Below are 12,407 nucleotides of genomic sequence, written 5' to 3'. Positions count from 1 at the left end.
GACATTGTATAGCCACTACTTTAAGATGGTCGGCTTTCCCTATTCTGGAATGGCTTTACTGTATGCACTCCAAGCGCCTTACTTATGGCTCAAATCGCGTTTTCGACTTCTTGGTCCTATGGATTTTGCCCATTGGCTTGTTGTTGCTTCTGAGTTCGCTGTTCTTTGTCAGCAATCGCAATGTACTGCACCGGTTCTACTACATTTTATTTGGCACGCCGGCCTTGTTGTTGCTGTGCCTGCGCCCTCGAGAAATCAAAGAGCTGCTGCATGAACCGTTGGTGATTGCCTTCCTGGCGTTTTGCGCCTGGGCACTGACCACCCTGTTCTGGAGCCCGGAATCCACGGTCGACTCCAACCTGTTCAAGGAACCTCTGTACACGCTCATGCTGTTTGCCGGCTGTGGGATGCTGCTGCATTACCGCAACGAGCTGATCAAGCCGATTTTCTTCAGCGCCGCAGTGATTGCGCTGGTGGTGTGCCTGTGCAATCTGGTTGCATTCAGCAAAGGCTTCGAGCCTGGCATGCGTATGATCGGTGGCCTTGGCGCCCTCGACAACCCGTTGCTCAGCTCCCACCTCTTCGGTTTTTTCTGCGTCTACTGGCTCTATGTCTGCATGACCACCCGGCGCTTGCAAGCGTTGTGGTTCTGCATACCCGCCCTGGCCATCATGGCCACGGCAATCCTGGCGACAGGCTCGCGAACACCACTGGTGGCGTTGACACTGGCGGCCCTGTGGATGGCCTTTGTCAGCCGCAACCGCCGCTCAGTACTCACGATCGCCGCACTGGTCCTGGGGGCAGCAGCGCTTCTACTGTTTTATCCCGAGGCAATCACTGAGCGCGGCAGCTCGTTCCGACTTGAATTGTGGGGCATGGCGTTGCAGCGTATCGCCGAGCATCCCTGGATCGGCCACAGCTACAACTCCGAGCTGTTCCTGAAACTGTCCGATGGCTTCGAGCTGCTCGAACCCCACAGCTTTGCCCTCGGCGTGCTCTATTACATCGGCATCATCGGCTTTATACCCTGGATCTTCATGCTCGGTTGGGGCCTGTACAAAAGCCTCAAGGAACGGGCACAACCCCTCTTCATCCTGGCGTCCTCCCTGCTGGCTTACGGCATCGGCGCGGGCCTGACCGAAGGCGGCGGCATTCTATCGCGACCCAAGGAGCACTGGTTCCTGCTGTGGATTCCCCTGGCACTGATCGCCGGCTTGAGCATCGCCCAGCGCCGCCGCAGCGTGCTGCGCATGCCGGTAGAAACACCCACGCCCCGGGCTTTCGAAGCCCAGCAAAAAGGCGCAGACGTCATAGAGGAAGACGGCCTTGGACCGAAAGTCCTGCGCCTGGAGGATGGCAGTTTTCTCAAACTGTTCAGGGCTCGCCGCTGGTACACCACCGGCGGGTTCATGACCTATTCGGAGCGCTTCGCCAGCAACAGCGAACAACTGCAGCAGCTAGGCATTGCCTCACCACCTATCCTCAATTTGTATAAATTGCAGGATGGCAGCAGTGCCGTACGCTATCGTCCGCTCCCCGGCCTGACCCTTCGCCAGGCCCTTCAGAGCCTGGACAGCAGCCTGCGAGAGTCGCTGATCGAACGCTTTGGCCGCTTCATTGCCCAACTGCACGAGCACGGCGTGTACTTCCGCTCTCTGCACCTGGGCAATGTGCTGCTCATGGATGATGGCGAGTTCGGGCTGATTGACGTGGCCGACATGCACATCTATCCGTCAGCTCTGCGCAACACACTGCGCCAGCGCAACCTGAAGCACATGCAACGTTATCCGCAGGACCGCAGCTGGCTGCTCGAGACTCACTTTGAACAATTGGTCGAGGGTTATGCGTCTGTTGCATCGCCGCAAGCCACGGTAAAAATCCGCGAACAAGTTCTGACACTCACTCGACCAGCCGCCTAACAAGCCTGAGTAGATGTCCCTGAAAGTGCGCCCACAGGGTGGGGCGCACCAACACGGGATCAGTCTTTTTCCAGGGGCGAAAAATACAACCTCGCCAAGCCTCTCCAGGTTTTCTTGTTCCAGACCCGAAACGGGATCTGCGCCAACAGCTCCCGCGCCAACGCGCGATTACGGTTGGAGGTCTTGAGGAACATGGAGCTGAGGAACTTGTAACGCACCTCATCATATTGCGGGTGGTCGCTGAACAACGCGTATGAACGCAGGATATTGTCGATCATGAATCGATGGTTCTTGTACGAGTTGGTGGCGTGCTTGCGGTAGCGCGCCATGACCACATTCAAACCATCGATGAAGTACCCGGCACGGGTAATTTTCAACTCGATCAACAAGTCTTCCAGACGAATCTGCGGATCAAACCCACCGACCTTCTCCAACGCCTCGCGCCGGATCATCAGCGTCGGGGCTGGCGGGTAAGGTTTACGCTCCAGGAACATATCGTCGAAGTCCAGGCGCCGAAAAGGCACGTCCCGACGCTGGCGCTTTTCAGGAAACAGCTCGCCCTGGGAGTCGATCAGCTCGATGTTACCGGCACAGATGCCGACCTCAGGCTTGCCATCCATATAGGCCACCTGGGTCGCAATCCGCTCTGGCAACATGATGTCATCGGAACCGAACGGCACAATCAGCGAACCTTGGGCCCGAGCAATAGCACTATTGAGCGTATTGGTCAGCCCTTGGTTCTGCTGGACACGGAAGTCGAATGTGTAGCGCTCCTGCAGTCGACGAATGCGCTCGACACTGTCGTCTGTCGAGCCATCGTCAATCACCAACAGCTCGATGTCGGGATAAGTCTGGTTCAAGACGCTGAGGATACTTTCCTCAATGTAAGGAGCATGGTTATAGGACGCGATGATCACTGTGACCAAGGGCTGACTCTGATTCATACATTATTCCTGCGAGCTTGAGCCAATCCTGAATCAATCAGTTCCAGGTACTCCTGGCGGAACACCTCAATGTCGTGCTGGGCCTGAAGGTACTGGTAAGCCTGCTCACCCTTGTGCGCAAGCGCTTCATCGGAGAGTGCCAAGTAAGTATCCAGCGCCTGGGTCAGCTGCGAGACGTTGGCTGGCTCCACCGCCAGACCACCTGCCCCTTCAATCAGTGGAAGCATGGCCGGCACACTTGAAGCGATCACCGGCAGGCGACCACTCATCCCCTCCAGCAGCGCCAACCCCAAGCCCTCTGCCAGCGAAGGCATCGCCCAGATATCGAAGGCACGAACGTACTGCAGCGCATTTTCCTTGAATCCCAACAAGTGCACACGGCCATCAAGGCCGAGGCTCTGGATCTGCGCCGATAGGTTGGACGCTTCACGCCCCGCGCCGATAATGGCGAGCTGCGCCGAAGGGTATTTGTCTTTAAGCGCTGCAAACGCCTGCAACAAATAGGTGTGCCCCTTGACGGGCACCAAGCGCCCCAATGCACCGATCAAACGAACCGAAGGGTCGATGCCCAGTAACTCACGCGCGCGTTCACGCGAATGCTGCAAGGCTTCTGCCTGCTCGATGTCGATGGCATTGGTAATGGCGTAGGTATTGCCATCGGTAAACCCGCACTGGCAGTCCATCAGGTACTGCTTGACCGCCGGCGACACGCCGACAAAACGCCAGTGCTCATCGATCCAACGTTGCGCCTGCTTGCGTCGGTAGAGGCGGTCATACTCACCAAAACCGTGGGAGATGCCGATACAAAGCGGGATCTTCAACCAGCGGTTCAGTTGCAACATCATGTTGACCGGCTTGAAGCGGTTGCACACCACGACGTCAAACTTTTCCTTACGGCAGAATTGATACAGCCGCCACATGGCGCGCAGCCTCAAGCCCTTGAGTGACGCGTCGGAAAACTCGAAGTAGACGGACGTTGCCGCACGACTGACCGGGTCCGCAGGCCCCGGACGACCACGCAGGAACGCTGCCGTGACTTCATAGCGGTCCGCCGGTAATGCCTTGACAATCTGTTCGGCCAGATCGGCAAAGTCATGGGATTTAACATTGTAGTCAGGCTGCAATTGCAGGACCTTGAAACGCCGACTCATAACTCTCCTCGATGGAAACCTGTGGCATCAACAACCCAGGATGATTCAGCAGCCAGCGCCTCGGCGTACTCGCGGCCCGGCTCCGGCATCAGCGACCACTGATTACGCTTCCAACAGACAAAATGGAAATAGGGGAATTCCCGCTCGCCATCCCTGTCATTGGTCAGGCGACCCTTGTTCCAGAACCATTGATGAGGGAAGCGATCACTACCGTCATGCCACTTGATCGCACCACCCGGCGTACTGAACGCCTCGGTGAACTCACTGCGTCGGCGCCACGGATTGAGCTTGCCTACCAACTGGAACAACGGCTTCGGAAAATTCTTGCGCCACAGGAAAATCCTGCTGAACGCACCCTCATCCAGCGCATGATGCTCCTGATCCATGAACCGCGCTTCCCAATCCTTGATCCGCATGAACACTTCGCGCTTTCTGGCGGTATTACGCATCAGGCACAAATGACCGGCGACCCGTCGCTCATGGGTGGAGAACAAGTCATAGCCGGCCAACCGCTCGGCGGTGAAATACTGGCGCAGGTTGCCATAGATCAGATCCAAGTCGCCAAACGCCCAGAAGTCGTAACCTTTGAGACGATCAGCATGGATATGCCCCAGCGCAGGCTTGATGTCACACAACTTATAAGCCGCCCGAGGCGCAAAATTGATGTTCAACCGCTGCGAAACCAACGCACAGTAATCGGCGAATGAAATGCTCTCTATCCTGACATTGTCCGGAACGTTGTCCGGAATCGGGCAGTCGCTGAACAACAGCCAGTCAATATCGGCGTTGTGTCGGCAACTTTCGAGAAAAAACGGCATCCAGAATGGCCAGCGGCCAAAGTAAGGAATGAGGAAAAGAATGCGGGGGCAGGGATTGGTCACTGGGCGCTCACTGTCATTTTTACTGAAGCGCTCTACGCTCCACCACGTTGCATAACGTTACTTGTGCTTGATGAACCAAAAGAGTTCGTGTCGCCGAATGGCCTTGCGGAAGAACTCGTTTTCGCCCCAAGGCGAGACAGCCCTACCCGCCAGCAAGCGCTGTATGACGCGCCGCACGCGCCGCTTGAACGGCATCCTCGGTTGCAGATCATGCATCATGCCAAGCGACATGGCCTTGTCACACTGCCGCTCCTCGGATAACGGCAAGCAATAAGGCTGCAAAGTGTACGTCGAATCAAAGCATGGTGGCAAAGCGATACCAGCCCCCGAATCCCCCATCGGCCAGCGGTCGTTGTCATGTAGATGATTGGCGTAACCCAACAACGTGGTTGGCTGCCACTCTAACCCCTGCAAGGCTTCCAACACGGCTTGCTGAGCGCAGATATGGTCAGGATGCGGGTCAAGCACCGGATTGGGCAGCACGATGACCTCGGGACGAGCCATGAGTAGCACAGCCCTCAGGTCGGCCAACAGATTGTTCCAGGTCGGCCGGCCATCGGCATCCGCAGGCAAGGTGAACGGATTGAACTGGCGAAACATGCGGATATCAACCAACTCGGCCTCCAGGGAAGCCACCGCACGATCAGGCTCAGCCTTCATCGCAGCCAACCGCATACAGAAATACCCCAACTGGACGCAGTGCGTTTCTGGCACTCCGGCCCAGCGCGGCACAGCAATACTGTCCCAGGCACGCAAGCGCCCCTTGAGCCGAGCGGCTTGAGGCTTACCCAATCCCATTTGCTGATAGTGCTCGGCTTCAACTTCGCCGGCAGTCAAGTTCACGATCCAGGGTTGCGTCGCCTGGCTGTAAAGACCAAAGGCTGCAAGTTCGGCATCATCAGCATGGGGCGCGATGACCATCACCCGTTGCTGACGCACATCGGGCTGACGAAATACCGACAGCACAGGCGTACCCTGCACACGGCAGAATCGGCCGCGCAGCCGCAGTTTCCCATCGACCAGCGCTTGGGCTTGGCCGGTGAGGTTCAGATAGCGCAAGCCATTGACGCCACGCTCGAACACCTGGCAATCACCCTCCGGCAATGCCACAAAGGGATCGATAAAGCGACCCAACACGCTGCTTTCGAGGCGCAGAGCCAGTATCAGAGTCTCATCGCCCGACAATTCCAGCGGCTGACCCAGCACCAGCCGCCCCTTGTCCAGAATGACCTTTGGCTGTTCGGTATCCGAAGCAAATTGATACTGATAGTCGTCCTTTGCCGAATAAAAGAGATGGTCGGCAAACCAGGCTTCATGGGCAACCCAAGCCAGGACCGCCAACGACAGCGGCAGCCACCAGGAAACCTCCACCCCCACAGTCACACCAATCAACAACAGCAAACCCACCAGCAAGCCCACACGCTTATTGCGGCGATGGCGCTTGAGCAGCGTCTGCTTACGGCACATACCTTCACTCATAACTTAAACACCGGAACAGGGTTACACCAACGGTCCTTGTACTCGCGATCCGCCCGACCAAACGAAAATCGCAATGGCTTGCCAACTTCCCGCGCCTGTTCCCAGGCACTTTGCGTATTGAGGAAACTCAATACGCTGCCCGGGCTGAACGCCCGGGTTTGCGGGTCAACACCGCCATTGATGTACTCGACGCTAATCCACTGCGCGGCCTCAACGCGATAGACCAACTGAATCGCAATCGGAGCATCGTTGAGGAAAATCACCGAACCGATCAACCATTCACGCAGCAGCTCGATCACCTGCGCCATGCGTGCGGCGCCGGTGGCAGGAAAGCCCCAGCGGCGCTGGAACAGGTCGCAGTAGATCGCTGCAAGCTCGGCACTGGAGAACTCCTGCACCGCACGCACTACACCGCCTGCCTCTTCCAGCAGACGCAACTCGCGGCGCTGGTTATAACGAAATTTCTTCGACAACTCTTCAGGGGCGCGCGCCATGGCCAACTGCTCGGCCTGGGGCTTGAGGCCGACAAAGCGGCCTTCATTCAGGGCCGACAGGTACCGCGCGCGATGGCGCAGCGGGGCTTGGGCATCGGCAGCGGCGGGCAGGATCAACTCGGCATTGCCCAGGTCGAAAAAACCCTTCTTGCCATGCCGTTTGAGCACATCCTTGGACAAGGCCAAGTCCTGTCCCCAAGTCGCAATGCACGCCTTGAGTTCGCCGCCTTGCTCCCACGCCAGATAGCGCACCGGGATTTCGGCCAGCCCGGCCAGACGCTCAACCACCTGAGGATGCGTGGCAACACTGCCACCAAAACCCTGCCAGGCGTCACTGTAGGTGGACGCATCAACGACGGACCAGCCGCGCTCGCGCCAGCCTTGGAATCGATTGAGCATCAAGCCCTCGACGTCAGTTCAATTACGTGGGGCAACTGCCAGAACGTATCGCGCACAGCCTGATCCGAGAACCGCTCGTACAGACGCTCCAGCATCATCTGCGCACACTGCTGGTGCTGATGACGATCCATCGCCGCCAGGTGCCGAAGCCCCTGCCCCAAGTGTTCGGCATCAGCGAAGGGAAACAGAATACCCACGCCCTCGACCACTTCCCGGGCACCACCGCAAGACGTTGCCAGCAGCGGAACACCTGCGGCCATGGCTTCCAACAGCACCATACCGAAAGGTTCATGATCGGAACTCAGGGCAAAGGCGTCGAACGCACGAAAATAACGTCGCGCATCCGGCACCTGGCCGAGGAACAGCACCCGCTCGGCAATACCCAACTCGCGCGCCAAGGCCTTGAGGTCCTTTTCCAACCGCCCGGTACCGAGGATCGCCAGGCGACTCTGCGCCGGCAAATGCGGCAGTGCCAAGGCAAAGCCCTTGAGCAAGGTGGCCTGGTCCTTGTCCGGATGCAGGCGACCGACGTTGCCGACCACCCACTCGTCCGGCGACAGCCCCAGGGCATCCCGCGCAGCATCGGCCGGAACCTGGAGAGCTTGCATGGCCTCGACATCGATGCGGTTATACAAGGTCTGGATACGTGTCGCAGGCCAGTCAGGCAGGCAGCGGCGTATATCGTCGCGCACCGCATCGGACACAGCCAGCAGGCTCAGGCGCTTGCGGAAAATCGATGCAAACAGCTTACGGCTGCGGCGCTCATAGTCACCAAAGGCATGATGCACGCCGATCACCGGCAGGCGAGTGCCGAGCAAGGCGATATAGATCGGCTTGGATCGGTGAGCGATGCAGAAGCTGAAGTTGCGCGACGCAGCAATCTTGCGCAATTCGCGGATGGCGCCCAGCTTCAGGCCACGAATGGCCTTTGAGCTGAACTCCATGAACAACACTTCATCAGAGGCGCAACCGGCGGCCACCTCAGGGTCGGCGGCCCCGGTGAGAAACACCGTGGTCACCTTGTAGCCGGAGCCTGCGAATAGACTGGCGTACTGCCGCGTGCAATCCAGAAACGGCCCGTCATAGCCGTGGCAGAACTGCAGGACGTGGCGCTCAGTCGACCGAGTCATAAGGGTCCACACCGTCTTTGACGACCAGGATATCTTCCATGATCAGGTACTGCAGGTCGGAACCGAAGAACATGTTCAGCGCATCGGTCGGCGAGCAGATCATCGCTTCGCCACGACGGTTGAGCGAGGTATTCAGAGACACGCCGTTGCCGGTCAGTACTTCCAGCTCTTTCATCATGTCGTAGTAACGCGGGTTGTATTCGCGCTTGAGCACCTGGGCGCGGGAGGTGCCATCTTCATGGACCACTTCCGGCACGCGGGTCTTCCACTCTTCCGACACTTCAAAGGTGAAGGTCATGAACGGCGCAGGGTGATCGACCTTGATCATCTGCGGGGCTACGGTGTCGAGCATCGACGGGCAGAAAGGCCTCCAACGCTCGCGGAACTTGATCTGGTGGTTGATGCGGTCAGCTACGCCGGTGGCGCTCGGGCAACCGATGATCGAACGACCGCCCAGGGCACGCGGGCCAAACTCCATGCGGCCCTGGAACCATGCCACCGGGTTGCCGTCGACCATGATCTTGGCGATGCGTTTCGGCATGTTTTCGATCTTGCGCCAGACCGGCTTGCTCGCGTGTTTGGCACACGCGGCGATCACGTCTTCGTTGCTGTAGGACGGGCCGAGATAGACGTGTTCCATCTTCTCAACCGGCACACCACGGGCGTGGGACACATAGGCTGCGGCGCCAACGGCGGTGCCTGCATCGCCGGACGCCGGCTGTACGAACAGCTCTTTGACGTCGTCACGCGCAATGATTTTCTGGTTCAGCTTGACGTTCAGCGCACAGCCGCCGGCGAACGCCAGCTTGCCGGTGTCCTTGAGGATGTCGCCCAAGTAGTGGTCGATCATCTGCAGGGCCAGCTTCTCAAACAGCGCCTGCATACTGGCGGCGTAGTGGATGTACGGCTCGTCGGCGATGTCGCCTTCGCGCTTGGGGCCCAGCCACTCGATCAGTTTTGGCGAGAAGTAGAAACCCTTGCCCTTCTCTTTATAGCGGCGCAGGCCGATGACGTTGGCGTAGTCGGTGTTGATCACCAACTCGCCATTCTCAAAGGAGGCCAGGCGCGAGAAGTCGTACTTGGTGGCATCGCCATACGGCGCCATGCCCATGACCTTGAACTCGCCGTCGAGCATCTCGAAACCGAGGAACTCGGTGATCGCGCCGTACAGGCCACCCAGGGAGTCCGGGTCGTAGAACTCTTTGATCTTGTGAATCTTGCCGTTTTCGCCGTAGCCGAAGAACGTGGTGGCGTACTCACCCTTACCGTCGATCCCCAGGATCGCGGTTTTTTCCTGGAAGCCCGAGCAGTGATAGGCACTGGAGGCGTGGGCCAAGTGGTGCTCAACCGGTTCGATCTTGATTTTCTTCGGATCGAAGCCCAGTTGTTCCAGGCACCAGACGATCTTGTTGCGATAGCGCTTGTAGCGACGGTTACCCATCAGGATCGCATCAAGGGCGCGGTCCGGGGCGTACCAGTAACGCTTGGCATAATGCCAGCGCGCCTCGCCGAACAGGCTGATCGGTGCGAACGGAATCGCCACCACATCAACGTCGGAAGGCTTGATGCCGGCTTGTTCCAGGCAGAACTTCGCCGATTCGTAGGGCATGCGGTTCTTTGCATGTTTGTCGCGTACGAAGCGCTCTTCTTCGGCGGCCGCGATCAGCTTGCCGTCGATATACAAGGCTGCGGAAGGATCATGGCTAAGGGCGCCGGACAGGCCAAGAATCGTCAATGCCACAGGGGTCTAGCCTCTTTTAGTCTGCATGCAGGCGGGTTGCGCCTGAAAAAAGTGTGTCTCCCGCCTGGGCGAGAAACAGCTAAAGGGCGGGATTATAACTTAAAAGCAGGAGGAAGCTGTTAGCAGCGAGGACTAGCGATAGATCTCTATGCTGCCGTCGTTGCTCTGACGGTAAATCGTGTAGGGCAGAACCAACGTGTCCAAGACCCCGGAGGCTACCGCGTCGAAAGCAACGAACGGTAAGGCCCTGCCAGCATGATCCCCAAGACTTTTATCCTTCAGGCTTTTGTCGGGTGCTGGCGTACCATTGAGCGTACAAAAGTTGTAAATAACGCCACTGTAGATTCGCGGCACATTTTCGCAATGACTGCGCGAATCCTTCAGATCCTGGCTGGCCACGGCGTCAGGGCGAAAAACGGTATTGATCGTGCCGCAGCCTGCCAGCGACAAACACACGGCACCCCACAAGATGTTCGACAGATTCTTCACGTCCCTCTCCTTTTGATCCATCAACAATGCCGGCCACGCTAACATCGAAGCCACTGAAGGCCCAAGGCGCACAGACCATCGGCAGCGTAGGATCACTCCCAAATGATAAAAATTATCCGAGCCGCTAAACTCGCGCCCTTTTGCGCGTTAACACCTTAAGTAACGCCACGGATTACGGCTGATTGATGAACACCCTGACCCGCTTCACCCTGCTGCTGCCCGGCCTGCTCGCCCTGTGCGACGCCGCCCAGGCCGACGACACCGCCCTGGTTCTCGACCCAAGCGTCGTCACCGGCTCACGCAGCGCCAGCCCGACCTTCGACCTGCCTTACTCGGTGGACAGCATCAGCCGTGAGCAAATCAGCGACGGCCAACTCGGCATCAACGCCTCCGAAGCCCTGTCCCGCGTGCCCGGCCTGGTGGTGCAGAACCGCCAGAACTACGCCCAGGACCTACAGATCTCCTCCCGCGGTTTCGGTGCCCGCTCGGCGTTTGGCGTGCGCGGTATCAAGCTGATCGCCGACGGCATTCCCGCCAGCACCCCGGACGGCCAGGGCCAGGCGGCCACGTTCAACCTCGACACCGCCGAGCGCATCGAAGTACTGCGCGGCCCGGCGGCCACCCTGTATGGCAGCAACGCCGGCGGGGTGATCCAGATGTTTTCCCGCGACGGTGAAGGCCCGCCGCGCATCGGCGCCGAAACCCTGGTGGGCAGCGATGGCCTGAACAAAAACCACCTGACCGCTGAAGGCGCAGCGAACGGCGCCGGTTTCGTGCTCGACGCCTCGCGCATGGACACCGACGGCTACCGCGACCACAGCAGCGCCCGTCGCGACCAGACCTTCGCCAAGCTCAACTTCCAGCCGGATGACGACAGCAAGCTGGCGCTGATCTACAGCAGCCTGGAGCAGAACGGTACGCAGGATCCGTTGGGGCAGAAGTGGGACGCGTATAAGGCTGATCCGCGCTCGGTGGCGCCTGAGGCGTTGCAGTACAACACGCGAAAAAGTATCGATCATCAGCAATTGGGCATGAATTACGAACGCTATATCGGCGATGCGACGTTGCAGGTGAATGCGTATACGGGACGGCGGAGTGTGATTCAGTACTTGTCGATTAAAGGCGGCACCGATGCAGACAAACGCGGCGGCGTGGTGGACTTCGATCGCAAGTTCTACGGCGGCTCCATCCACTGGCTGCAACCGATCACCAGCGTCCCCGGCGACCTGACCCTGATCAGCGGCCTGGACTACGACCGCAGCCAGGATGATCGCCAAGGCTATTCCAATACCCTCAACGGCGTGCACGGCGTCAAAGGCGCCTTGGGCCGCGACGAAATCGACACCGCCACCAGCCTCGACCCGTTCGTGCAAGCCAACTGGCTGCTCGGCGACTGGACCCTGCAAGCCGGCCTGCGCCACAGCACCATGAAGATGGACGTGGACGACCACTTCCTCAGCGACGGCAATGACAGCGGCAGCAAGACCTACCAGAAGAACACACCCTCGGTCAGCGTCATGTATGCCTTCACACCTGACCTGCATGGTTATGTGAGCGCGGGCAAAGGTTTCGAAACCCCGACCCAGGCAGAGTCGGCGTATTCCAGCACCGCCAACGGCTTCAACTTTGCGCTCAAGCCGTCGGTCAGCAAGCAGTATGAAGTCGGTTTGAAAGCCCGGGTTGGCCAGGACACGCGCCTCAACGCCGCGCTGTTCCAGATCACCACCGAAGATGAATTGGTGGTCCAACAATCCAGTGGCGGTCGCACCACCTACCAGAA

10 protein-coding genes are annotated in these 12,407 nt (G+C 58.7%); 2 read left to right on the top strand and 8 right to left on the bottom strand.

Annotation, left to right across the window (positions count from 1 at the left end):
- Positions 1–62: 62 nt before the first annotated feature.
- The gene (locus tag BFL40_RS01480; protein WP_071482743.1) at positions 63–1,919 is read left to right on the top strand and encodes a bifunctional O-antigen ligase/aminoglycoside phosphotransferase family protein; all 1,857 of its coding nucleotides are present in this window, start codon (positions 63–65) and stop codon (positions 1,917–1,919) included.
- 59 nt (positions 1,920–1,978) lie between these two features.
- Here BFL40_RS01480 and BFL40_RS01475 read toward each other — a convergent pair whose 3' ends face one another.
- The 8 genes from BFL40_RS01475 to BFL40_RS01440 form a co-directional block, all read right to left on the bottom strand.
- Complete coding sequence (locus BFL40_RS01475; protein WP_071482742.1) at positions 1,979–2,863, bottom strand: glycosyltransferase; 885 nt, start codon at positions 2,861–2,863, stop codon at positions 1,979–1,981.
- Positions 2,860–4,014: a glycosyltransferase family 4 protein gene (locus tag BFL40_RS01470; protein WP_071482741.1), complete on the bottom strand. Its 1,155-nt coding sequence runs from the start codon at positions 4,012–4,014 to the stop codon at positions 2,860–2,862. Before BFL40_RS01470 ends, BFL40_RS01475 begins: the two co-directional genes overlap by 4 nt.
- Positions 4,011–4,895 (bottom strand): DUF6625 family protein, encoded by an 885-nt coding sequence (locus tag BFL40_RS01465; RefSeq protein WP_071482740.1) that lies wholly within the window; start codon positions 4,893–4,895, stop codon positions 4,011–4,013. The genes BFL40_RS01470 and BFL40_RS01465 overlap by 4 nt, the downstream gene beginning before the upstream one ends.
- Positions 4,896–4,952: 57 nt before the next feature.
- On the bottom strand, positions 4,953–6,374 hold the full coding sequence (locus tag BFL40_RS01460; protein ID WP_083374584.1) for a PIG-L deacetylase family protein: 1,422 nt from the start codon (positions 6,372–6,374) through the stop codon (positions 4,953–4,955).
- Positions 6,371–7,267: an antimicrobial resistance protein Mig-14 gene (locus BFL40_RS01455; RefSeq protein ID WP_071482738.1), complete on the bottom strand. Its 897-nt coding sequence runs from the start codon at positions 7,265–7,267 to the stop codon at positions 6,371–6,373. Before BFL40_RS01455 ends, BFL40_RS01460 begins: the two co-directional genes overlap by 4 nt.
- Positions 7,267–8,397, bottom strand: coding sequence for a glycosyltransferase (locus BFL40_RS01450; protein WP_071482737.1), 1,131 nt, complete (start codon positions 8,395–8,397; stop codon positions 7,267–7,269). Before BFL40_RS01450 ends, BFL40_RS01455 begins: the two co-directional genes overlap by 1 nt.
- The gene (locus tag BFL40_RS01445; protein WP_071482736.1) at positions 8,381–10,138 is read right to left on the bottom strand and encodes a carbamoyltransferase family protein; all 1,758 of its coding nucleotides are present in this window, start codon (positions 10,136–10,138) and stop codon (positions 8,381–8,383) included. Before BFL40_RS01445 ends, BFL40_RS01450 begins: the two co-directional genes overlap by 17 nt.
- Positions 10,139–10,270: 132 nt before the next feature.
- Positions 10,271–10,648, bottom strand: a complete 378-nt coding sequence (locus tag BFL40_RS01440; protein WP_071482735.1) for a YceK/YidQ family lipoprotein — start codon at positions 10,646–10,648, stop codon at positions 10,271–10,273.
- Positions 10,649–10,812: 164 nt separating this feature from the next.
- Here BFL40_RS01440 and BFL40_RS01435 point away from each other — a divergent pair.
- Positions 10,813–12,407: TonB-dependent receptor family protein (locus BFL40_RS01435; RefSeq protein WP_071482734.1), on the top strand; the 1,595-nt coding region annotated here is incomplete at its 3' end.

Source organism: Pseudomonas costantinii, from assembly GCF_001870435.1.
GTDB classification, from domain to species: Bacteria; Pseudomonadota; Gammaproteobacteria; order Pseudomonadales; family Pseudomonadaceae; genus Aquipseudomonas; species Aquipseudomonas costantinii.
The sequence above is the reverse complement of the archived record's forward strand: the minus strand, read 5'-3'. Positions and strand labels throughout refer to the sequence as shown.

Excerpts from the sequence above, each read along its gene's own strand:
- BFL40_RS01480 (WP_071482743.1), top strand. The coding sequence starts at position 63 with ATGCACTCCAAGCGCCTTACTTATGGCTCAAATCGCGTTTTCGACTTC.
- BFL40_RS01475 (WP_071482742.1), bottom strand. The coding sequence starts at position 2,863 with ATGAATCAGAGTCAGCCCTTGGTCACAGTGATCATCGCGTCCTATAAC.
- BFL40_RS01470 (WP_071482741.1), bottom strand. The coding sequence starts at position 4,014 with ATGAGTCGGCGTTTCAAGGTCCTGCAATTGCAGCCTGACTACAATGTT.
- BFL40_RS01460 (WP_083374584.1), bottom strand. The coding sequence starts at position 6,374 with ATGAGTGAAGGTATGTGCCGTAAGCAGACGCTGCTCAAGCGCCATCGC.
- BFL40_RS01455 (WP_071482738.1), bottom strand. The coding sequence starts at position 7,267 with ATGCTCAATCGATTCCAAGGCTGGCGCGAGCGCGGCTGGTCCGTCGTT.
- BFL40_RS01450 (WP_071482737.1), bottom strand. The coding sequence starts at position 8,397 with ATGACTCGGTCGACTGAGCGCCACGTCCTGCAGTTCTGCCACGGCTAT.
- BFL40_RS01440 (WP_071482735.1), bottom strand. The coding sequence starts at position 10,648 with ATGGATCAAAAGGAGAGGGACGTGAAGAATCTGTCGAACATCTTGTGG.